Origin of the sequence: Klebsiella sp. CD33, from assembly GCF_051992865.1 — a bacterium.
Classification (GTDB): Bacteria; Pseudomonadota; Gammaproteobacteria; order Enterobacterales; family Enterobacteriaceae; genus Klebsiella; species Klebsiella pneumoniae.
Map to the genome: position 1 here is coordinate 4,571,005 of NZ_CP197023.1, position 24,003 is coordinate 4,595,007.

13 protein-coding genes and 4 pseudogenes are annotated in these 24,003 nt (G+C 47.6%); 12 read left to right on the plus strand and 5 right to left on the minus strand.

The window, feature by feature from the left end:
* The first annotated feature begins 24 nt into the window (after positions 1 to 24).
* On the plus strand, positions 25 to 1,617 hold the full coding sequence (locus ACR809_RS22420) for an IS66-like element ISKox1 family transposase (protein WP_122051583.1): 1,593 nt from the start codon (positions 25 to 27) through the stop codon (positions 1,615 to 1,617).
* 55 nt (positions 1,618 to 1,672) lie between these two features.
* Here ACR809_RS22420 and ACR809_RS22425 read toward each other — a convergent pair whose 3' ends face one another.
* Complete coding sequence (locus tag ACR809_RS22425) at positions 1,673 to 2,641, minus strand: IS110 family transposase (protein WP_004213807.1); 969 nt, start codon at positions 2,639 to 2,641, stop codon at positions 1,673 to 1,675.
* A 167-nt stretch (positions 2,642 to 2,808) separates the two neighbouring features.
* On the opposite strand from ACR809_RS22425, the pseudogene ACR809_RS22430 reads away from it, so the two are divergent.
* Positions 2,809 to 3,884 (plus strand): annotated as a pseudogene (locus tag ACR809_RS22430) (IS3 family transposase); the annotation flags it as partial.
* Here ACR809_RS22430 and ACR809_RS22435 read toward each other — a convergent pair.
* Positions 3,876 to 4,372, minus strand: a pseudogene (locus ACR809_RS22435) (transposase); the annotation flags it as partial. The pseudogenes ACR809_RS22430 and ACR809_RS22435 sit on opposite strands and share 9 nt — an antisense overlap.
* 237 nt (positions 4,373 to 4,609) lie before the next feature.
* On the opposite strand from ACR809_RS22435, the gene ACR809_RS22440 reads away from it, so the two are divergent.
* The 3 genes from ACR809_RS22440 to ACR809_RS22450 all read left to right on the plus strand — a co-directional run bounded on the left by ACR809_RS22440 (position 4,610) and on the right by ACR809_RS22450 (position 8,792).
* Positions 4,610 to 5,863 carry an ADP-ribosylglycohydrolase family protein gene (locus ACR809_RS22440; RefSeq protein ID WP_021314759.1) on the plus strand — a complete coding sequence of 418 codons (1,254 nt, stop codon included), beginning with the start codon at positions 4,610 to 4,612 and terminating at the stop codon, positions 5,861 to 5,863.
* Positions 5,860 to 6,786, plus strand: coding sequence for a metallophosphoesterase (locus ACR809_RS22445; protein ID WP_122051584.1), 927 nt, complete (start codon positions 5,860 to 5,862; stop codon positions 6,784 to 6,786). The genes ACR809_RS22440 and ACR809_RS22445 overlap by 4 nt, the downstream gene beginning before the upstream one ends.
* A gap of 206 nt (positions 6,787 to 6,992) precedes the next feature.
* On the plus strand, positions 6,993 to 8,792 hold the full coding sequence (locus ACR809_RS22450; protein WP_021314761.1) for a DUF262 domain-containing protein: 1,800 nt from the start codon (positions 6,993 to 6,995) through the stop codon (positions 8,790 to 8,792).
* A 538-nt stretch (positions 8,793 to 9,330) separates the two neighbouring features.
* Here ACR809_RS22450 and ACR809_RS22455 read toward each other — a convergent pair.
* The gene (locus ACR809_RS22455; protein ID WP_021314762.1) at positions 9,331 to 11,037 is read right to left on the minus strand and encodes a LeoA/HP0731 family dynamin-like GTPase; all 1,707 of its coding nucleotides are present in this window, start codon (positions 11,035 to 11,037) and stop codon (positions 9,331 to 9,333) included.
* Positions 11,037 to 13,238 carry a hypothetical protein gene (locus ACR809_RS22460; RefSeq protein WP_049193204.1) on the minus strand — a complete coding sequence of 734 codons (2,202 nt, stop codon included), beginning with the start codon at positions 13,236 to 13,238 and terminating at the stop codon, positions 11,037 to 11,039. The genes ACR809_RS22455 and ACR809_RS22460 overlap by 1 nt, the downstream gene beginning before the upstream one ends.
* A 272-nt stretch (positions 13,239 to 13,510) precedes the next feature.
* Here ACR809_RS22460 and ACR809_RS22465 point away from each other — a divergent pair.
* Positions 13,511 to 14,479: pseudogene (locus ACR809_RS22465) on the plus strand (IS5 family transposase).
* Positions 14,480 to 14,534: 55 nt separating this feature from the next.
* On the opposite strand, the pseudogene ACR809_RS22470 reads toward ACR809_RS22465, so the two are convergent.
* Positions 14,535 to 15,329, minus strand: a pseudogene (locus ACR809_RS22470) (IS630-like element ISSpu2 family transposase); the annotation flags it as partial.
* Positions 15,330 to 15,489: 160 nt separating this feature from the next.
* On the opposite strand from ACR809_RS22470, the gene ACR809_RS22475 reads away from it, so the two are divergent.
* The 6 genes from ACR809_RS22475 (at position 15,490) to ACR809_RS22500 (ending at position 24,001) form a co-directional block, all read left to right on the plus strand.
* Positions 15,490 to 15,972, plus strand: a complete 483-nt coding sequence (locus ACR809_RS22475) for a hypothetical protein (protein WP_228200878.1) — start codon at positions 15,490 to 15,492, stop codon at positions 15,970 to 15,972.
* Between the two features lie 243 nt (positions 15,973 to 16,215).
* Positions 16,216 to 16,416 carry a methylation-associated defense system helix-turn-helix domain-containing protein MAD1 gene (mads1, locus tag ACR809_RS22480; protein ID WP_035015591.1) on the plus strand — a complete coding sequence of 67 codons (201 nt, stop codon included), beginning with the start codon at positions 16,216 to 16,218 and terminating at the stop codon, positions 16,414 to 16,416.
* Positions 16,403 to 19,297, plus strand: a complete 2,895-nt coding sequence (locus ACR809_RS22485) for an SNF2-related protein (protein WP_122051585.1) — start codon at positions 16,403 to 16,405, stop codon at positions 19,295 to 19,297. The genes mads1 and ACR809_RS22485 overlap by 14 nt, the downstream gene beginning before the upstream one ends.
* Before the next feature lie 157 nt (positions 19,298 to 19,454).
* A complete protein-coding gene (locus tag ACR809_RS22490; RefSeq protein ID WP_094314883.1) occupies positions 19,455 to 20,384 on the plus strand; it encodes an Abi family protein in 930 nt (309 codons plus the stop codon).
* Between the two features lie 17 nt (positions 20,385 to 20,401).
* Complete coding sequence (locus ACR809_RS22495; RefSeq protein WP_122051586.1) at positions 20,402 to 22,237, plus strand: AIPR family protein; 1,836 nt, start codon at positions 20,402 to 20,404, stop codon at positions 22,235 to 22,237.
* A gap of 57 nt (positions 22,238 to 22,294) precedes the next feature.
* A complete protein-coding gene (locus ACR809_RS22500; protein ID WP_069135965.1) occupies positions 22,295 to 24,001 on the plus strand; it encodes a site-specific DNA-methyltransferase in 1,707 nt (568 codons plus the stop codon).
* Positions 24,002 to 24,003: the final 2 nt, after the last annotated feature.

Genomic DNA, 24,003 nt, shown 5'->3' on the forward strand with positions numbered 1-24,003 from the left:
TATAACCGCATTATAAAAGCGGTTATGAATCACGACTATCTCGCCCGTATCGCTGCGCTGGAAGACGCGCTTCGCCAGAAAGACAGTCAGCTCAGTCTCGTTGCAGAGACTGAGTCGTTCCTGCGTTCTGCACTGGCCCGCGCAGAAGAGAAAATAGAGAACGAAGAGCGCGAGATAGAGCATCTGCGGGCACAGATAGAAAAACTGCGTCGAATGTTGTTCGGTACCCGCTCCGAAAAACTTCGCCGACAGGTTGAAGAAGCCGAAGCCCTGCTGAAACAGCAGGAGCAGCAAAGCGATCGCTACAACGGACGGGAAGACGATCCGCAGGTACCTCGCCAGTTGCGTCAGTCCCGCCATCGTCGCCCGTTACCGGCACACCTTCCCCGCGAGATACATCGGCTGGATCCTGCGGAAACCAGCTGTCCGGAATGCGGCAGCGGTATGGCGTACCTCAGCGAAGTCAGCGTGGAGCAGCTGGAACTGGTCTCCAGCGCCCTGAAAGTGATCCGCACGGTCAGGGTGAAAAAGGCCTGCACCCGATGTGACTGTATCGTTGAAGCACCTGCGCCATCACGTCCCATCGATCGGGGTATCGCCGGGCCGGGTCTGCTGGCCCGCGTGTTAACGGCCAAATACTGCGAACACCTGCCGCTGTATCGCCAGTGCGAAATCTTTGCCCGTCAGGGCGTGGATCTGAGCCGGGCTATGCTCTCCAACTGGGTGGATGCCTGTTGCCGGTTAATGGCCCCGCTGGATGAGGCCCTTTACCACTACGTGATGGACTGCCACAAACTGCATACGGATGACACTCCGGTTCCGGTGCTTGCACCGGGCAGAAAGAAGACGAAAACCGGGCGTATCTGGACGTATGTACGTGACGACAGAAGCGCAGGTTCATCAGATCCGCCAGCGGCATGGTTCGCCTTCTCGCCAGACCGGCAGGGAAAACATCCTCAGCAACACCTTCGCCACTATCATGGTGTGCTGCAGGCGGATGCCTTCGCAGGCTACGATCGGTTGTTCAGTCCGGAACGTGAAGGAGGGCCGCTGACAGAAGCCGCATGTTGGGCCCATGCCCGCCGAAAAATCCATGATGTCTATATAAGCACTCACACAGCGACAGCGGAAGAAGCCCTGAAACGTATCGGTGAGCTGTACGCGATAGAAGAAGAAATACGCGGCCTCACGACAGAAGAGCGTCTGGCAGCCAGACAATCGCAAAGCAAACCACTGCTGGCATCGCTGCATGAATGGCTGGTAGAAAAAAATGAGACGCTGTCGAAAAAGTCCCGTCTGGGCGAAGCGTTCGCTTATGTCCTGAACCAGTGGGATGCGCTGTGCTACTACTGTGAAGATGGCCTGGCAGAGCCTGATAACAACGCTGCCGAACGAGCCCTTCGTGCCGTCTGTCTTGGGAAAAAGAATTTTATCTTCTTCGGCAGCGACCACGGTGGTGAGCGCGGAGCCCTGCTGTACGGACTGATCGGGACGTGCAGGCTGAATGGTATCGATCCGGAAGCCTACCTTCGCCATATCCTGAGCGTACTGCCGGAGTGGCTCAGCAACAAAGTGGCCGAACTGCTGCCATGGAACGTGGTTCTTACCGATAAATAACCGTCAATACGGCGCTCACTTAACGCTTACTCAGCAACTGTCTTGAAGGTAAAAATTATGGAGCAACGTGGTGGTACGACTCATCCCATTCTTCGTTCTTTCTGAGCATTGCGTTCAGGATGGTAAGCAGCTTACGCATACAGGCTACCAGCGCCACTTTTTTGGCCTTTCCGGCTGCAAGCAGGCGCACATAAAACGTTTTTATCACCGGATTAAAGCGGGTTGCCACAAGCGCAGCCATGTACAGTGCTGATCTTACGCCAGCCCTGCCGCCAAAAATGGTTCGCCGGCCACGCATAGTCCCTGAGTCCCGGTTGACAGGAGCAACACCTATAAGCGCACTGATTTCGCGCCGGGAGAGCGTTCCCAGTTCCGGAATCTCCGCCAACATCGCGGAAACGGTCATGGTGCCTACACCTTTGATACTGCTCAGGCGCTCAGCAATCTCTTTAAAGTGGTTACGGATGTGACTGTCCATTTCTTTCTCGAGCCTGACAAGCTCATCTTCCAGCGCTTTAATGATGGTATTAATGCTTTTCTTGTTCTGCGGATGGAATGGATGCAGTCGGTTACGCTCAGCCACCAACATCGCAATCAACTGGCGTCTGCGAACCACCATCGCAGCAAGGGCCTGACGTTCAGCATCCGGCAGTGCCCTGATAAAGCGTTTCCGCTCAGGGTGACGATTAATAACCTCAGCCATCTGCGTGAGGACTCTGGCATCAATTCGGTCGGTCTTCGCAAGATATCCCATTGCACGGGCGAAGTCACGGGCCTGCCTGGGATTGACCACGGCAACCTCAAAACCTTCGGCCTGAAGCGAACAGGCCACCGCAACTTCCAGCCCACCAGTGGCCTCCATCAGAACCAGAGCAACGGAGTGCCGTCTCAGTCCGGTAATAATCGCGTTAAAGCCATCAGAGTCATTGCTGACTGTAAACTGAGCAACATCACTGCTGGCAGCGATGTCCAGTGTGGCTTTGGAAACATCGATGCCCACACAAAGTGGATTTGGCTGACTCATTTTTACCCCTCCTTGCAAATACGTTATGGAATACGGACAACTGTTCGGGTTTCAGATGAGTGGCTCAGCGTATGCGCCAGTCGCTGATATACGGGCTTGAACCCTGGAAGGCATCGGGCTGCATACGTTTTGCCAAATCTAATCGTATTAATTTTAATCAGTCTTCAAGATACAAGGAAGGCAGTCTCACTGCGGTTGCCGCTGGTGAACAGGTTGTACCCGCGTCGGAGCTGGCATCTGCAATGAAGCAAATTAAAGAGTTACAGCGCCTGCTGGGCAAAAAAACCATGGAAAACGAGCTGCTGAAAGAAGCCGTTGAATATGACCGACAAAAAAAGTGGATAGCGCACGTGCCCTTGTTGCCGGAGGATGGCGAATAAGCCTTGTCAGTCGTTACCTCCGGGTCTCACGTGCGCAACTGCATGCCATGGCCCGTCGGTCGAAGGGCTGGCAGGATCGTCGGTGCAAGCGCAAGCCTGATGATACTGAAGCGCTGGCTCGTATCCATACCGTTATCGACGATCTGCCCACCTATGGTTATCGTCGTGTATGGGCACTGCTGCGCAGACAATCAGAAACTGACGACATGGCGGTGATCAATGCCAAACGCGTATACCGCATCATGCGTCAGAATGCGCTGCTGCTTGAGCGTAAACCGGCAATACCGCCCTCGAAGCGGGCGCATAGAGGGAAAGTGGCCGTTGGAGAAAGTAACCAGCGGTGGTGCTCCGACGGCTTCGGGTTCAGCTGTGATAACGGTGAAAAACTGCTGGTCACGTTCGCGCTGGACTGTTGCGATCGCGAGGCACTTCACTGAGCGGCAAGTACCGGTGGATATGACAGTGAAACCGTGCAGGACGTCATGCTGGGTGCAGTAGAGCGTCGCTTCGGTAACAGGCTGCCGACATCCCCCGTTGAGTGGCTGACAGACAACGGTTCAGCCTACCGTTCTCATCAGACGCGTCAGTTCGCCAGAATGGTAGGACTGGAGCCAAAACATACGGCGGTACGTAGTCCAGAAAGCAACGGAATGGCGGAGAGCTTCGTGAAAACGATGAAGCGCGACTACATCAGCATCATGCCAAAACCTGACGGGTTAACAGCGGTAAAGAACCTTGCGGAGGCCTTCGAACATTACAACGAATGGCATCCGCACAGTGCACTGGGATATCGTTCGCCACGGGAATATCTGCGGCGGCGAACCAGTAATGGGTTAAGCGATAAAAAGTGTCTGGAAATATAGGGGCCAATCCACATCGTCTTTGCTGTAGCGGGCTGACCGGTGCTGGCGTTTCTCCAGCAACCGGTCATACAGATTCGAACGCGATACACAGAGCACTTCTGCTATTCGGATGAGGGGATATCGTCCGGTGGCAGCAATGGCATGCGCGATATCAACTTTTTTGCCTGGGCTATCTCAAGCGCGTCGCGAAGGATTTCGACTTCCATCGTTTTGCGTCCCAGCATCTGTTCAAGCTGTTTCACTTTTTTCTCCAGCGCTTTGAGCCCGGAGACACTGACCACCTCGTCGCCTGCGGCGATCGCAGACTTGCCACCCTCGTTCATGAGTCGTTTCCACTTAAAAAGAAGACTGGGAGTGATGCCATATTGCCGGGCAACGAGTGAGACGGTGTAGCCGGACTGCATGGCGAGCGCGACAAAACGGGCTTTCTCTTCGGGAGTATAACGGCGGCGCTTTTGCTCGCCAGTGATCACTTCGATTCTTTGCACTGGACACTCCTTAAACATAGCTCTATGCCTATGTCTTACTGGTGAAGTGTCCGGTTTAAATGGGGGCTATTACAAAACGGGGGCTATTACACTAACCACGCTGACTCATTCCGTCCTTCTTTTCTCACCTCTCACTTTCTTAGCGCCTTCTTTATGAGCCAGATTTATTGCCTTTCTTAAGGAAGTTTTTTGTATACTTTAAGATATCAGGCTGGCGCTTTAAGGAAGAACAGGCGCATGAAAAAAGAAAATGTAATTAACCGTGCAAAAGGCGCACTCTTTGGTCTGGCCGTGGGCGACGCGCTGGGGACCACGCTGGAGTTTCAGTCCAGGCCCGCTGAGCCAGTCATTAAAAGCATGATGGGAGGCGGACCGTTTAAACTGCGTCCCGGAGAGTGGACGGACGATACCGCTATGGCACTCTGCCTGGCCGACAGTCTGATTGATGCCAATAGCAGTGACCCCAAAGACCAGATGCAGCGCTATCTTGCCTGGCGGGACAGTGGATATCAGTCCTGTACGGGTACCTGCTTTGATATCGGATCGACCGTGGCTCAGGCATTAAGGCTTTTTGAGCAAACAGGCAATGCGCTTGCGGGAAGCACCAGCGAATACAGTGCCGGAAACGGCAGCCTGATGCGTGTCGCCCCGGTGGCGCTTTTTACCCACAAAAAGCCACTCAGTATCGCCATGTCGCTGGCGACAGAGAGCAGCCTGACTACTCATGGCGAACAACGCTGCATTGATACCTGCCGGTATATGACCTTTCTGATCCATACCCTGCTTTCAGCCCCGGATTTGCCTGCAAAAGCAGACCTGCTCTCCTCTGAGCACACAGCGCTTTTACCCTGGCTGGGGGAGATGCATGCGGATACCCTGGCGGTAATTCAGGGCAGCTATCGCATCAAAAAACGCGATGAGATTAGCAGCTCAGGCTTTGTTATCGACTCTCTGGAGGCGGCACTATGGTGCTTCTGGCACAGCGGCAGTTTTGCCGAAGGCGCTTTGCTGGCAGCCAATCTGGGCGATGATGCCGATACGGTGGCCGCTATTTACGGCCAGTTAGCCGGAGCCTTCTATGGATATGATGCGATACCCCGGGAGTGGTGTAACACCGTGGCCTGGCGCAGCGTGCTGGATAGCCGTGCGCGGCTGCTGATTAATCGTCCCTCTCCACGGGTAATTCGGAATTTTATTGATGAATGCAGACCAGATCCTGAATACAGTTTTTCAATGACCTCCGATTTATTTCATAAGCTTACCGTAATCTTTGACTGGTCAGAGTGGTTACAGGTGTTTGCCAATCAGCGATACGGCGAGAACCCGCAGAATATTGCCAGTGCTCCTCTGGCAGACTGCATCTCCCTTATCACTACAATTGTACGCAACGATCGCTTTTTCGACGGCATTGTCAGACAGTGCGCGTCGGATGGAACAATCGATGCATTACTGCAACGCCTAGGGCACTTTGCAGGCAAGGAGTTATCATGACCCGCTATGCCTTTTTCGGTGATATCCATGGTCAGTATGCCAAACTGCAGGCTCTGCTAGCTATTCTGCAGGCCGAGTCAGCGGACTGGTTTTATGTCTTTGTTGGCGACCTGATTGACAATAAAAGAGGCATCACTGAGAGCCAGTTAAACACGCTGGAAACCGTGAAATCTCTGGTTGATAGCAAAAAAGCCCTTTGTCTGATGGGCAACCATGAGTTTAATGCTGTCGGCTGGGCCCTGCGTCATCAGAAAACCGGGCAGCCGCTGCGGCCGCATACGGAAAATAACCGCAAACAGCATCAGGCTTTTCTTGATGCGGTGACAGAAGACTCTGCTCTGCACCAGAAATGGATTACGTGGTTCCAGAGCCTGCCGCTGTATGCTGACTTCGGTGCCATCAGAGCGGTACATGCCTGCTGGGATGAGGCGGTTATCCATGCTATTCAGCCCTATCTGAAAGCCAACCATGCCATCGCAGAGGCTTATTGGGAGGAGGCATTTGAGAAAAACTCGCCGCTGTACAACATGACAGAAACGTTGTTAAAAGGCCCCGAACTGGCTCTGCCCGAAGGCATTATGTTTCCCGATAAAACCGGTCAGCCCCGCAAAAATATCCGGGTTCGCTGGTGGCTACCGCAGGCGACAACCTATCGTCAACTGGCCCAGGTGCCGCCTGACGCTGAGTCGCTGATTCCGGATCTGCCACTTGATAAGACTTACTCTCCTTTATCATCTGAGATCCCGGTGGTGATTGGTCACTATACGCTACACGGCGAGCCTACGCCGCTTTCAGAACTGATAATTTGCACTGATTTTAACGCAGCCAAAGGGGATAATCCGCTGGTAGCTTACTGCTGCATGGTAGAAGACGGATACTTGTCATCACAAGGGTTTATTTCCAGTACCGGAAATAGTGTCTAGAGAACCATGTGAACTGATGGTTACAGAACGGATTAATGAGTCATGCTAGATATGATATTGATCGGCAACGATGTTGAATCGCTCCCTTAGTATTACCTGAGCCTGCAGTATGGTGAAAAGGAGGGAGCGCGTATCATTTACCACCATATCAGTCTTGCAGATAAACAAACTGCCAGAGACAAACATGAAAATAAGGAAAATTACAGATGATTAAATCAGTATTCAACTATCCGGTGTCAACCTTGTTGGATATTGAAGCCGGGGTGGTGTATGCCATCCCCCGCTATCAACGGGAGTACACTTGGGGTAAATGGCAATGGGATGCTTTGTTTGAAGATTTGTTAGAAAATGACCTTAATTACTACTTGGGATCGATTATCTGTATCAACCAAAGTACAGATACTCTGGCTCTGCAGCAGTTAGAGTTAGTGGATGGTCAACAGCGAATGACCACATTGTCATTATTGTTAGCCGCCATTTATGCAAGTTACAACCAGTTAGGTATTGAACTTGAGATGGATCAGCAGATAGAGCTGTATAACCTGAAGCATAAATTGGTGCTGAAAAAGCATGCGGACCAGCCCAGATTGGTACCTCAGGTGCAAAATGCCAACCAGCAGGATTACTTGGCGGTGTTGAAAGAGGCAGGCATTCTTAAAGAAGCTGAGTCGGTTTCCAATGCAGGTAATCGTCGGATATTTCGTGCCTATCGACATTTTTTAACACGTATTAAACAGTATGTCAGTGAAAGCGAAACCCCATTGCAGGCACTAAATGCGCTACTCGATAAAGTCAATGCATCTACTCTGGTAAAAATAGAGGTGGCAAGTCATTCAGATGCTTATACTCTATTTGAATCACTTAACAATCGCGGCGTGCCTCTTACCGCGATTGATTTAATGAAAAACAAGCTACTGGCGAAGATCGAACAGATTGAGCCAGGCAGTATTAATAAGTCTTTTATAAGCTGGACCAAAGTGATGGAAGCTTTGGGGGATGATTATGGGGTGCAAGAGCGTTTCTTCCGTCAGTACTACAATGCGTTCAAGCCTGAGTTAAAAGATATTGTCAATGTACCAGTAGCGACTAAATCTAATCTTATTCAAATTTTCGAAAAATTGATTGCTCATGACCCGCAACAATTCCTACAAGCTATGCGCAGTCATTCTGACTGGTATGCGCAGATTGTAGGTAATTGCGAAGTTTCGGATGAACCTAAACTAACAAAACTGCTTAAAAGTCTGGATAGAATTCAAGGAACTCCTTCTTATCTCTTATTGCTAATGTTGTTTGCTAGACGACAGAACTTAGCATTGAGCATTGAGCATATTGAAAAAGTGGTCACTTTGCTGATCAACTTCTTTGTCCGTAGGAACACTACTGATGTGCCTGCTACTCGGGATTTAAACCGCATATTTATGGAGTTAACTGAAATTCTGCAAAGCTGCCGCGGTGAGCAGGTTGTCAGCGCGATTGCTAATACTCTAGGGTCTGTCAGTACCTCTGATGAGCATTTCCGCCAAGCGCTTAGTGGAAATCTATACGAAGACAATAGCTGGGTCTGCCGTTTTATCCTGTGTGCTCTTGAAGAAAGCATGATGACTAAGGAGAATCAAGTAGACCTATGGGCAGTGGAAGGCAAGCAATATGTGTGGACCATTGAGCATGTTTTCCCACAAGGATTAAATATCCCTAATTCTTGGGTAGATATGATAGCAGATGGCGATAAAACGTTGGCGGAGCAATATCGTCAAAGCCATGTGCATAAACTTGGTAACTTGACTATCTCCGGATACAACAGTTCTTTAGGAAATAAGTGTTTTTTGGAAAAACGTGATCGTACAACCCGGGATAAACGTCCTGTAGGCTACAACAATGGTTTGTATCTAAATCAGGAGCTGGCTATTACTGATACTTGGTCTATAGTGCAAATTGAGCAAAGAACAACCGCGATGGTAGATAATGCACTAATTCTGTTTAGTTTACCGAGTGTCGTCGGGAGATAACGAATGCAAGTAATTGATAAATTGATAGAGCAGCTACGAGGTAGTACATTTTAATCCTGCGGTACAGGGAGCTCTCGGCAGCGGTGCTAGGGACAGACGAAGCCTGCCATTGGAAAAGTGCCATACCACTGATTAAATAATTTATTCCAGAGCTGCTCGAACTTGATGATTATCAGCCAGAGCAGCGGACAGGTCCGACTATTTGGTTGAAGTGTGCCATTGCTGGGGTGTTGGAGAATGTTATGCTACCTGAAGGTCTTACACTGTATTAGTCGCGACTTGATCTGACACATCGCCTTGAAAGGTTGAGAGTTACCGGTTTTGATATGGGTGTCGAATCCTTATACAAAACACGAGGTGACTCTTATGATTCATACTACCAATCCCATTATCAAACACAAAACCGGTCTGCTCAATCTGGCTGAAGAACTTAGTAACGTTGACCTGGCAAGGCGATTAGATTCTGATGAAAGACGATGTTCAGCAGGAGGCTGAGCATCGTCTTTAGTTAAGGAAAAAAGACCAGCGAAGGGAGTAATCAGGCGTATACCCGGGTAAATTCGGCGTCTATAGCCTCGGCTTGCTCACGCCATTTTGCGAACTGGGCTTGCCGCTCTTGACTACGGTGCAGTGTTTGCTCAAGCCCTTCTAATTCTTCCTTCATCACTACATATCCAGAGAAGAAGCGCTCTTCGTAGTCATCTGAGTTCAGCAGGTTGATCAACTCTTCACGCTGAGAGCTAAAGTTAGTCACCATTTTTTGAATGTTTTTGGCAAACTCTTTTTCGCGTTTTGCCTGTTCAAAGGAGTCCCAAGCTTCTAAAGCGAGTCCGGCAAAGGAAAGTAGTCCATTTAATCCTTTAGCTAGATTTACTGCGCCCCAAGGCTTAAATTTCAGCATTTTTCCCAGATCCAGTCCAACCATTTTAGCCAGCGACACCACACCATCGCGCGTGGCGATCACCGTGGTATTGTTAATTATTTTGCTGTTCACCACATATTCCAGTCCTTGTTTGCCCATCGCTGTAAGAGTGCCATTGTAGTGGCTGATTTCAGAGTTATAGCTAGTCTGCATTTTATCGAGCGCCTGCGATACAGATTGAAGTCGGCGATCGAATTCGTTTTGCAGGTGCGTCGACAACACTATGCCTTTATCACCAACTTCGCGTTCAAAAAATGCCGCGTAGGTTTCCATACTCAGCCCTTCGGCTTGGATAATCAGATCGGCGAAGTAATCGGTGACAAATTTGCGTAACGACGCACGGATATCTATCATTTTAGACTGCATCGCGCTCATCTCTTTACGCATGCGTTGATGGATTGTCGCCAGATCAGCGACCTCCTCACGGATGCGCTCATCCTGCTTGATGGCGACCGGGAGTTTGCGTGTTAGTATGTCTCGAATAACGCTCTTTCTAGTCTCTTCTTCCAACGCCTGTAGGCCGCCGCTGAGTACAATCTTTTCGCTGGTTGCAGTTTGCAGAGTACTAATATGAGACAACGCGCGGAATTTTTCCGGATTTTGCAGCCAGTAGTCCGTACCCATATCGAACGGGTTGGCTGCAACAGCGACGATACTTAGTGTATCGCGCTCTTTTGGTGTCAGAGCAATAAGATCCTGCAGACGCGAGGCGACGTTTTGGCACTTCACCCGCGCATTCGACTGATAATCGTCTTCGTCTTCTACATCGGCTACTTCATCAAAGCGGCTAAGAACGAACACTGTGCGATCCAGTAGATTTAGAGTGCGGAACAGCCACTCAAGATCCTGCTTATGACTCTCTTTAATGGGGTTGGTTGAGTTCATGACATACAGTATCAAATGTGCTTCGCTGACATACTTTTTGGTCATGTCTTTATATTTTTCCATCGACTGTGTGCTTTCATCAAACTGCTCTTTAAAACCGAACAGCCCTGGAGTGTCGATTAGGACGAAATCAGATCCGACATCGTAAACTTTGACCTCATTAGAGGATTCCTGGTGGCTGATGTTCATGCTCGCCTTATCCAGTTTCTCCATCCATGCCGCTGCAATGGATGTTTTCCCTTCCGAAAAGCCGCCTATCAACGCAATGTGCAGTTTGCCGTTTGCAGCGTTCTCTTTCGCGATCGCTAATTTCTGCAGCAGATGTGGTTCCATTTGAATACCAAAGGTCTCACCCTGTTGTAAAAACGCGCTTAGGTTATTGAGGATTTCGAGATTCTTCGCTTGCTGCGCTTTAAAGATATTCAGCGTTTTTTCCATTATTGCTCTCCTGAGAAGGCAAGTCTGTGTGACAGACTGCGTAAATTAGTGATTGCATTAATCAGGATCTTGTTAATTTGCGATGCTTGACGGGTTGGTTCTTCTAGCATGAGCTTAAGTTGCTCTATTTTCTCTTCCAGCTCCGGAAAGACGCTATCAATGCCTTCTTCAATCCTAGACTTCATATTGCGGGCAATCTTATTGAGATTGTCATCGGCAGATTGCTTTTGCTGCGCGATTTTGTATGAGGAACTAAAGAAACTACGCACTGCTTTGTACGCAGCGAATACCATGCCTGCTAAGGCAGGTGCTAAGATCAACCATCCCGCCGGATTCCAGAACATTAGTGCACTTCCTACCACAGTAGCTACAAGGCTGGTTAGTTTCAGTCCGTTATCGATATCGATCTTTACTTCAAAATCGTTGTCAAATTTCTGCTTCTGAATTTTCGCATATGTAGCTAGAATATCCTGCGCATATTTCTGAAAGCGTTGCACGGTGTATTCAATTTCATCTTTGAACGTATCCAGCTCATTTTTGAAAATATCAGGCAGAGTTCTTTCCAACACCTCATGCTGTTGTTTAATCGACGTTTCCAGTCTATCTTTGAAACGATCGTTACTGATATCATCGTCGATTTCACTGTATATCTGTTTTCGAGCGCGGCTGCGGAATTCATCCACCGCATTTTCGCCCTGACTAATTAGACGGTTTCTTAATGACTCCAGTGCGATATCCAGTAAATGATGGGCATTGGCTGTATCGTTTTGTAGCTGCTTAGCAAGCCTGCCATAGCTCTCTTTTTGCAGATATGACAGCTCGGAGATGATATTTTCTACGGTAGTTCGCGCTTTATTGAAGTTGGAACGGGTGATCTTAGCTTTGCTGTCAGACACTAGCTGTTCGGTCAGCAATGCTAAGAAGCCTTTAAAACCGGTTTTTTCCAGCACATCTTCGGGATCGAATTTTTCTAATAATTTGCTTCGTCTTTTGGCGTTATCTGAACTTGGTACCAGATGCTCCGCCACGCTTAGAAAAGCGGGCAATGCGCTGACTGAGAAAGTATTCCGGTAATTCTCACCCAGCTGCTGGCTCATTTTTTTGTTCAGATCGTCGAGGCTGAGATGCTCATCATCACTGACAAGACTTGGCCGATTCAACTGAACCACATTAGTTATACGTTTGTTGAAAAGCGTCCAGACTTCAGTTTGTGCATTCAGATGGTCTTTGATCTTCTCCAGCGTTCCGGGCGTATTTTCATCCCCTTTTTGCGGCGCAGTAGGTTTACTGGTGACGTAGAACACTGCATGAGCCTTTTCAACTGCCTGCTGAACCTGCGCCAAAACCTTGCTCTCTTTGCCTTCGATGCCCGGCACGTCCAAGAGAGCGAAGCGTTGCGTTCCTACTTCGAAAGGATACAGGGCAGTGTCCATCGTGAAATCTGACACGCCGGTACCGATAATTTCTCCATCGGCCAGCCGAGATAATTCCTCCAGCTTGCTCTTTTGCACAGATTGTAACTGTCGCAAGGAGGCGGAGTGAGAATCGCACTCCCTTTTTTTTGCCTGAAGAAATTCCAAAGCTTCACTTTTTTCGTGCTCCAAGGACTGCTTAAGGGCCAGCTGGGCCTCTTTCTCTTTTTGCTCGTTCGTTTTCACCCATAGATGGATGAACTTACGCCAGAGAGAAAACTGTTTGCGCTGTGCTGCGATGAGTGCAGTGATAGCATCAATTTTGTTCTGGAAAGCTTGTTCGCGATCGATATATTCCAAATTGATCGCCTCAATGGCTTTCTCTAGCTCAGAGGCACGTTTTTCATTCTCGAGCAAATTGCGCTGCAAGATTTCGATATCGCTGTCAGTAAGCTTATGTGTTTGTTGAAAAGCGCGGAATGCCTGCTGGCGTGAAAGCTTACTTTTTTCATTAAGCAAGATGCGCAGAGTTTCGATGACCGTCGATTTACCCGCGTTTGTTTCGCCGTAAAAGGCAATCGTAAAAGTATCCCATTCAGCATTTTTTTGAAGGCTTTCTATATTTTTGTTAAGCTTCTGACGAAAACCATCTAGCTGTTGGCAAGCATTATCGTTAGCTTGTTGTAGCGATGGATCGCTGGTGGTCTGCGCTAGGTTTTGCAGTATGTGATCTACCTCCAGAGATATGTTTTGGTAAACATCGCTTGGAGTGACTGTCTTAATTACCATAGTACTTTCCTTGAAATGGCCCCCCATTTTTAATGGAAGTAAATAAGTAGAATCAGGTCATGCGTGCGGCATGCCGTATTGCCGTGAAGCTATTTAATGCCAAATTCGGACTCCTATTATTATAAAACCGCTTTCATGGTATGGCATAGCACTTAAAATCATCCAGTAAATCAATAATCTATCTTGGTACAGTGTTTTTATTTTATAAATCAATCTGTTGCTGGGTTTGAGGTGTACCTGGGCTTTGTTGAATAAATCGAACTTTTGCTGAGTTGAAGGATCAGATCACGCATCTTCCCGACAACGCAGACCGTTCCGTGGCAAAGCAAAAGTTCAGAATCACCAACTGGCCCACCTACAACAAAGCCCCCATCAATCGTGGCTCCATAACTTTCTGGCTGGACGATGAAGCTATTCAGGCCTGGTATGAGTCGGCAACGCCTTCATCACGGTGAAGACCTCAGCGCTATTCTGATCTCGCTATCACCACCGTTCTGGTCATTAAACGCGTGTTCAGGCTGACCCTGAGGGCTGCACAGGGTTTTATTGATTCCATTTTTACACTGATGAATGTTCCGTTGCGCTGCCCGGATTACACCAGTGTCAGTAAGCGCGCAAAGTCGGTTAATGTCAGTTTCAAAACGTTCACCCGGGGTGAAATCGCGCATCTGGTGATTGATTCCACCGGGCTGAAGGTCTTTGGTGAAGGCGAATGGAAAGTCAAAAAACACGGCAAAGAACGCCGTCGTATCCGGCGAAAGTTGCATCTGGCAGTTGACAGCAAAACACATGAAATCATCTGTGCAGACCTGTCGCTGAACAACGTAACGGACTCAGAAGCCTTCCCGGGTCTTATCCGGCAGACTCACAGAAAAATCAGGGCAGCATCGGCAGACGGCGCTTACGACACCCGGCTCTGTCACGATGAACTGCGGCGTAAGAAAATCAGCGCGCTTATCCCGCCCCGAAAAGGCGCGGGTTACTGGCCCGGTGAATATGCAGACCGTAACCGTGCTGTTGCGAATCAGCGGCTGACCGGGAGTAATGCGCGGTGGAAATGGACAACAGATTATAACCGTCGCTCGATAGCGGAAACGGCGATGTACCGGGTAAAACAGCTGTTCGGGGGTTCACTGACGCTGCGTGACTACGATGGTCAGGTTGAGGAGGCTATGGCCCTGGTACGAGCGCTGAACAAAATGACGAAAGCAGGTATGCCTGAAAGCGTGCGTATTGCCTGAAAACACAACCCGCTACGGGGGAGACTTACCCGAAATCTGATTTATTCAACAAAGCCATAATGTAGTTATCGACAATGAGCGTAATCGTTTTTGCCCGCCGGTATGTCGCCTTAAGATGTTTTAACAGTCTGATAAATAAACATGAACCTTTACTGTTTCCACCTACGTAGCTGACTTTTCCCGTACCGCTGTGCAGCGCACCGGCAAGATAGTACTTTTCATTCTGGCCCGGTGTGACAACACGTTTTTGCTGCCCGCGTAACTGCCAGTCAGCACCGATTTTCGGGTTGAGATGAATATCCACTTCATCTTCGTAAAACACGGGATTTTCCGCACTGCATTTCGCCAGTGCTTCATGGATAGCGACCATTTTTTCTTCTTTGTGTGGGTCACGGATACGCAGTGTCGGCGCTGCTCTGCGCCATACCAGCCCGGCTGCAGGTAACCATCTCCGGATGGTTGAGGCATGTAGCGGACAACCGGTGACATCACGGATTTTTATCGCCAGCAGTTCGGTACTCCAGCGGGAACGCTGATAACCGAAATCGCCGGGAGAATGCTTCACAAGCTCACGCAGCAATGCGCAAATATGTTCGAACGGCCAGCGCCTGCCACGTCCTGACGGTAATGACTTCAGGCCTTCAGCACCAGACAGAGTGAACCAGTTAATCCAGCGACCAATCGATGAGCGTGCACAGCAGAGTGTTCTGGCCACATGACTGACGCGCTCGCCCCGGTGCAACATCAGCATGGCGGTCAGTCTGCGGGCATAATTTTTATCACGCGTTTTATGGATAGCTTTCTGCATCAGGCGTCGTTCGTCACGGGGAATTGGTGCTATGATCGGCATCGCTCAGTCCGGTTGGTGATTTGGGATATTCAGCGATTGATCAGATCGCACAATTCGGGCTGAGTTCCCTCAAAGTGATCTACTATTCCGAACAGTTATTTAGGCTGTGGTTTGTAGCCAACGATTTTTAACCAGCTTACCAACCGAGGCTGACGGCCAAGTGCGCCGGGTCGCCGAAAAGTTTGCCTTACTGACCAGCGCAGGCCTGTTAGCCATTCAAGCCAAAGTACTCGATTGGCCAGCTCAAAGTGTCGAAGCCGCTTGTTTAAGCCTGCTTAACCAATGGATACTCGCCCGCGGTGGTGTGGCCGCCAATGAAGACCAACAAGCCATTCGCCAAGTACGCAGTTTTATTGAGCAACATGGCGAAAGCCGCTTTACGCCCAAACAAACCGGTTGCAGCAGCCAAGTACTCCAACGCGCCGATTGGCTTGACTCTACAGGCCTACAAACCCTTTACCTGTTTTACCCAACCGGCTGGCGCGAAGCCACCGAAGGCCTAAGCCCAGATCGCGCCGCCAAAGCACTGATGGCCGCAGGCTACCTTGTCCCCGATGGCAACCGACCACAGCGCAAAGTCAGCCTACCCGACAACACCCGCCCACGCATGTATTGTGTTAAAGGCAGCATCTTGGATGACTAAAAAGGCGATCCTGTATTGGCTTGTCGCCTTGTAGTGAACCGCCAGTCAACCAAAGAGCTTGGCTAGGTTTAAAGGCTAAGGCGGACAATACCGTTAGTGTACTGGTTGTGTACCTAAAATTGATGAGGATTAAAGCCAAGGAGCTCCGGCAAGTGCCGAATAAGATTGATTCATGTACTTATTTGTAATATTTTGACACTCGCATTAGATAATTGACGCACTTTTCAAAGTGGCCGAGTGAAAATGACTGATACCGTTCTGACAATTAAAGAAGTAGCTGAGTATTTGAAGGTAAATGAGAGAACTGTTTACCGTCTAGCAGCGGCACATAAAATTCCTGCTTTTAAAGTTGGCAATGCTTGGCGCTTTAAACAATCCGATCTTGAAGAATGGATCAGTACGCAAGCAGCTCAAGGAAAAGGGGGGTTGGATGGTAATAACTGATTATCAAGCAAAATACTTTGCGCAGGAATTAACCATTCGCCACGCTGAAAATGGCGTTGATAAATTGTCTCAATCTCTTTTTGATGCCAGTGTTGATCTCAATCCGCACCAAATTCATGCGGCACTTTTTGCGCTCAACAACCCGTTAAGCAAAGGTGTTGTACTCGCTGATGAAGTGGGCTTAGGGAAAACTATTGAAGCAGGCTTAGTACTGTCACAGTATTGGGCAGAGCGTAAACGCCGCATATTGATCATCTGCCCGGCGTCATTGCGACGCCAGTGGGCGCAGGAATTGGGCGATAAGTTTAATTTACCAACGCAAGTGCTTGATGCAAAAACGTGGCGCATTAGTGTTAACAATGGTCAAACTAACCCGCTAGCTAATCACTGCGTTTCTATTATGTCCTATCACTATGCTGCGAGAATGGAAACGCAGCTAATGCTAGAGCCATGGGATATTGTCGTCATCGACGAAGCGCACAAGCTACGTAATGCACATCGTAGCAGCAGTAAAATGGGTCAAACGCTACGCCGCGCATTAGATGGCAGTAAAAAGCTATTACTTACTGCAACACCCTTACAAAACTCGCTCATGGAATTGTATGGACTTTCAACCATTATCGACGATCAAATCTTCGGCGATGAGCGAAGCTTCAAACAACACTTTGTCAATAACGAAAGTGCGCTAGGGCATTTAAAGAAACGACTTACCGGGTTTATTCAGCGTACCTTGCGCAAAGATGTACTCGAATACGTCCGCTATACCCAACGTCAAACACTCACCGTACCGTTTACACCCTCTAATGCTGAGATGGCACTTTACGAAAGTATTAGTGCCTTATTGGAAAAGGACGAGAGCTATGCACTACCCAAGAGCCAACGTCATTTAACCGGCCTTATACTGAGAAAGCTATTAGCATCTAGTTCGCACGCAGTGCTCAACACACTCGAAACTATAAAGCGCCGATTGGTTGACTTGAAAGTACAGGCTAAATCGGACCTCGATATTATCAGTGAGCTTGTTGAGAGTGATGATTTAGGAGAAGAGTACAGCGAGTTTGTAGAAGAAACACAAAGCAATACCCCTGAGAGTGATATTGACTTTGAGTTACTCAATGCTGAAATAGCCGAGCTTGAGCATTATATCGAGCAGGCTAAATCCATTACCACCGACAGTAAAACCCAAGCCTTGCTAACGGCGCTTAATCAAGGGTTTGCCAAAATGGAGGAGATGGGTGCGCCGCGTAAAGTCATTATTTTTACCGAATCGAAGCGCACGCAAGAATACTTAGCTCGTTTCCTCGAGGCGAATGGCTTTGCTGATAAATTAGTCACTTTTAGTGGCAGCAATAACCATCCAGAAGCAACCAAAGTTTATCAGCAGTGGTTAGCTGAAAACCAAGGTAGTGATAAGGTTAGTGGTTCACCGCAAATTGACCGCCGTACCGCCCTAATTGATTACTTCCGCCATCATGCCGAAGTTATGATCGCAACCGAAGCGGCTGCAGAAGGGGTTAACTTACAGTTCTGTTCGTTACTGATTAACTATGACTTACCATGGAACCCACAACGGGTAGAACAACGTATTGGCCGTTGTCACCGCTATGGGCAGCAATTTGATGTTGTGGTGATCAACTTCCTCAACGAAGCCAACAAAGCCGATCAGCGTGTTTTAGAGCTACTAACAGAAAAATTCCATCTGTTCGATGGCGTGTTTGGTGCATCGGACGATGTGCTAGGCAGTATCGAATCTGGTATTGATTTTGAAAAACGCATCCAAAATATATACGAGACTTGTCGGCAACTGGCGGAAATAGAAGCAGCTTTTGATCAATTGCAAAAAGAGCTAGAAGCCGACATTAACCAAAAAATGCGCGAGACCCAGCAACTGCTGCTGGAAAATTTCGATGAAGATATTCACGACTTACTGAAAATTCAGCTTGATGCCGCGCAGCAACGCCTCGATAAAGTAGGCCGTTGGTTTTGGCAACTCAGTACGCATGAGCTTGCAGCTATCGCAGACATTGACCCAAGCAACCATAGTTTTACGCTTAATCAGAGCATCAATCAGGCTCCTACAGGTAGCTACCAACTTGTACGCCGAGGACAGCAAAGCGGCAGTATTGAAACCGGCAAACTAGCCAATGCCCATGTTTATCGTATCACCCACCCGCTGGGTGAATGGGTGATCAGCAACGCGCTTCAACGTGAATTACCTATTGCCAGCGTAATTTTTGATTACAGCAACCACCAAACAAAAATCAGTATGCTAGAACCCTTAGTGGGTTCGTCAGGTGTACTAAGCCTACAGAAATTTAGTGTTGAATCATTGGAGCGTAGCGAAGACCATTTACTGTTCGCAGCGCAAGATGAACATGGTCACCCGTTACCAAGTGAAGTCGTGCAAAAGCTGATGCAGCTTAGTGCCTGTGTGCAAAGTGTAGTCAGTGAGCAAGAACTTGCCGCCTTATATCCTGGCTATCAAAATGCGCTGCAGCAAGCGTTACAGCAGTCGAGACTAGGCATCGAAAAGCAAGTTAACGATCGTAATCTCAGCTTCTTCGAGCAAGAAGTAAACAAGTTAGATTCTTGGGCAGACGATTTAAAAGAAGGGCTTGAACAATCCATAAAAGAGCTTGATAAGCAAATCAAGCAAGTACGCCGCGAAGCCAAAATAGCCCCAACGCTAGAAGAGAAACTTGCCCTGCAAAAACAGCAGCGCCAGTTGGAAAGTCAGCGCAATAAAAGCCGCCGCGAACTTTTTGATAAACAAGATGAAGTGGACGAAAAGCGCGAACAGCTTATTGAAAGCTTAGAAGGCAAACTGAATAAAAAAACCAGCCAAGAGACCCTATTTACCATTGGGTGGACGGTTCAATGATGACAATCAATTTCAACGCCAGCGTTGACTTTTTTCCGTTTGGGGCTATAATCACTGCAACAACACCCCTACCGCTACCCGTAAGATCAGCGTCCTGTGAGGGGGTACTCGTTTCTGGGTCCCGTAAAATTCGATCTTCTGTTGCATGGGAGGTCAAATGAGCCGCAAACCAGTCCCTAAAGTCGCTTTTACCAAGCCCCCTACAAGCTTTAGCGATCAAATACGCTTGTTGCAACAGCGTGGCCTAGTGATTAGTGATGGCCCTAAAGCTGAGTTTTACCTGGCACAGCTGAACTACTATCGTTTTGCGGCTTATTGTTTGCCTTATGAGCAAGATCACGCCAGTCATGCGTTTATCGCAGGCACCCAGTTTGAACAAATCCTAAACCTATATGTGTTCGACCGTGAACTACGTTTGTTGGTGCTAGATGCCATAGAGCGTTTTGAAGTGTCATTGCACACACAAATTGCGTATCAGTTGAGCCAAAAATACCAAACGGCGCACCCTCATTTAAAACCAGAGCTTTTTGGTGATTTATTAGAATACGCCAGCAGCCTTGGCAAACTCACGGGTGAGGTAAAGCGCAGTCGTGAAGAGTTTATTAAACACCTGACTCAAAAATACCAAGAGCCACTACCGCCTATTTGGGCCTGTGTTGAGTTGTTAACCATGGGGCAACTTTCCCGTTGGTACAGTAATATCAAGCTGCGTGCCGACCGCCAAGTAATAAGTAAAAGCTACGGCCTAGATGAAAAAACTCTGACCTCATTCTGTGAACATTTATCACTAGTGCGTAATTTAAGCACCCACCATTCTAGGTTGTGGAACCGCGACTTTATAAAAACCACGGTACTGCCACGCCATGGCGAACCGGCACTGATCCAAAGCTTGCAAAACTTGCCCGATAGCGACCGGCGTTTGCGAAAGATTTATAACACCTTGGTGATGTTGGGCTACCTCATGGATGTGATCAGTGGTGAACATCACTGGAAGCAACGACTCATCCAATTGATTAATCATCACCAAATAGACATTGACCGCATGGGCTTTCCAGCCGACTGGCAAGCGCGGCCAATTTGGCAATAAAAATAAGGACAACTCACTTGGCAGCATTACAACCACAATTTCTTGCCCCATTAAAGGAACTGCTACAGCAGCGTTTTGTGCCACATTTACCGCCATTACTTGGGCAAGGTGGACAGGAAGATAAACCTAAAAAGCAAATTTCCAGGGCTTTTAGCGCATTCGTACTACAGCAAAAATTCGATTTAGACGTAGTGACCGCAACAAAAGCTGTAGTGGATGACTACGAAGATCATGGTCTTGATGCCATTTATTACCACGAAGCTGATCAGACGTTGTACCTTGTACAGTCCAAAATGAAAGTAGATGCCCAATTCACATTGGGTGAAGCTCAAGCCTTTATAGAGGAGATTAAATTACTTTTAAATAAGCAATTTAATCGCTTCAATCAGAACGTACAAAACCTTCAAGCACAGATTGAAACGGCACTAGATGAATGCGAGCACATTCAACTGCTGATAGCATACACAGGTAGTGGCATTACAATGCAAGCACAGAACTACTTGCAGCCTGCCATACAAGAGCTTATTGATGAAGGTGAAGAGCAAATCGAACCTGGTTATCAAGAGTTCACTGCCACCGATGTTGAGCAGGCTCTTCGCAGTGAACATGCGGTTGATACGGTAAACGAGCGTGTCGCCGTATATAAGTTTCGAGTGCAAGAACAACCACGAAAAGTCGTATTTGGTATCGCCAAACTAACCGATTTAATTGCTTTGCACACTACTCATGATCGTAAACTCTACGAGAAAAATATTCGCTATTTTATTGGTTCAGGTAGACGCGGTGTAAATAAGGCTATTAAAGATACCCTTTTACATGAGCCTGAAAATTTTATTTATCTTAACAATGGTATTACTCTGGATGGCAATGCAGTAAAACCAAAAGGGAATATTAGAGGCCACACAGGTAGCAAGCATATTGCAGTCGATGGCCTATCTGTCGTTAACGGTGCACAAACCATCGCCAGTGCTGCGCAATTTATGCGTGAAAATCTTGATGCCGATATCAGCCAAGCTCAAGTGATGGTAACCATTATCAACACGGGTAACGATGCATTTCACAAGCAAGTAACCAAAGCGCGTAACCTGCAAAACCCTGTTGATTTAGCAAACTTCGCGGCCCTAGATGATACTCAAGAACGTCTACGCCAAGAGATGAAAATGTTCGGTGTCGAATACCTCTATCGCCCACAACAAAGCGCTGCAGCGGGTATTCGCAGCATTACTATAGAAACGTTGGCAAAAGCCTTGGCCTGTATGCAAGCAGATGTGCGCGTGCCTTATCAACTAAAAGCAGAGCCGAGTAGATTTATAAACCAAGAAAGTGTCGAGTATCAGGCTATTTTCAACCCAGATTTGCAAGGGGTCATGGCAATTAATGCCGTCAATATTTACTTAGCCATCCAAGCTTTATGTACAGCTGCGGAACGCAGCAGCCCAAGCCCGGAAAAACTGGTTTACCGCCATTTTACCTACTGTATAACCACGTTATTAATGGCGCAGTTTAAAAACACAATTACCGCCGTTGAAATCACCGAGCAAGAAGCATTCGAAAGATTAATTAGCCGAGCCTTTGATGAACTTCGTCAGAAGTTCTCCGATAGTTTTAGGACATTAGTATTCGGCAGTGCGCCGCACGCCTATTTTAAACGCCTTAGCGATACAGCACGGTTAATGCAAACGGTGTGGGTCAGCCATTTAAACTTGGCAGAAAACCCAGCTGTGATAGCTAAACAACGGCTGCAACCGAATGACCCATACAACCGGAATTTATTCAGTTACTTAGCCAAACAAGCGCAACGCCGACAAGAGCAAAACGCTCAAGCTGCCAATCGGCAAGTACAGCAGGCGTAGCTATTGCGATGGCACGAAAATGCTAAGTAAAAAACACAAGATATGAGCATAGAACACATGAGCAAAACTAAATTAGAACTGACCTGGATAGGTAAAAACGAGCGCAAAAAGCTAGAGCCGCGCATTTTATTAGAAGACCCAAGTAAGTCTTACCATGCCAGCCAAAAATTCACCGAAAACGATATTTTTGATAATAAGCTGATTTTTGGCGATAACTTATTGGCACTGAAGGCACTAGAACAAGAATATGCTGGTCGGGTAAAGTGTATTTATATAGACCCTCCCTATAACACTGGCGCAGCGTTCGAGCATTATGATGATGGATTAGAGCACTCAACGTGGTTGTCTTTGATGAAGGACAGGATGCTAATACTAAGATCTCTTTTGCATAAGGAGGGGGTTATTTTCGTTCAAATAGATGATAAAGAAATGGCTTATCTTCGTATTTTAATGGACGAAGTATTTGAAAGAAGAAACTTCCTTAATATGATGGTAGTTAAAACATCAGACCCATCTGGCCACAAAACGGTTAACCCTTCTCCATATTCTCAAACCGAATATATTCTTATGTATTGCCGAGATAGGCAGAGTTATCAATACGAGCAACAGTATATAAAAGCTGAATACGACGCATCTTACGGTAAATATATCAAAAATATTGAAGAGAATTATTCTGATTGGGAAAGCTGCTCTCTGGTTGAGATAGTTGCACAAAATCATGGATACGAGGATGCCAGAGCAGCAAGAAAGGCCATAGGTAAGCTGGATTTTGAAGTGTTGGTCGCTGAATTTGCAAACAAAAACTCGGATTCAGTCTACCAAGCAACTGCTATAAGTAATGCTGCGGGAAGAGCAATAGTTGAAATGCGGGATGAGTCTAAGTCTAATCCTGGAGTTGTATATAAATTTCCTCGAGATGACTACGATGATGTTTATATTCTGAACGGACGCCAGATCTATTTTTACTCAAATAAAATGAAGGAAGTTGAAGGTGAGATTGTCCCTGCGAAGCCTCTAACAAATTTATGGCTAGATATTCCATGGAATGGTATTGCGAGAGAAGGTGACGTAACGTTTAAAAATGGAAAAAAGCCAGAGAAGCTTATTAAGCGCTGTATTGAGATGACAACAAAGCCAGGGGATATTGTACTGGACTCTTTCGCTGGTTCAGGCACAACTGGTGCAGTAGCCCACAAAATGGGTCGTCGTTGGATTATGGTTGAGTTGGGCGAGCATTGTCATACCCATATCATCCCGCGCTTGCAAAAAGTGATTGATGGTGAAGATCAAGGTGGTATTTCTAAGTCTGTAAACTGGCAAGGTGGCGGTGGCTTCCGCTATTACAAACTTGCCCCGACCTTAATTGTGAAAGATAAGTTTGGCTTGGAAGTGATCAATAAAGAGTACAACCCAGAAATGCTCGCCGAAGCCGTTTGTAAGCTGGAAGGTTTTACCTATGCGCCATCGGAAGTGAATTGGTGGGATCACGGTTATTCAACCGAGACGGATCATATTTATGTCACCACACAAAGCTTATCGGTAGATAAATTAGAAGCGCTGTCAGAAGAAGTTGGCAGTGACCGAACTTTACTGGTTATGTGTGGTGCATTTCGCTGCGAGCCAGGTCGTTTTACCAATTTAACCTTGAAAAAACTGCCAAAAGCCATTTTAGACAAGTGCCAATTTGGTCAGGACGATTATTCGTTAAACGTGGCAAACCTAACTGACGATGCGTCTGCCGATGACGATGCAGCACAAGATTAACG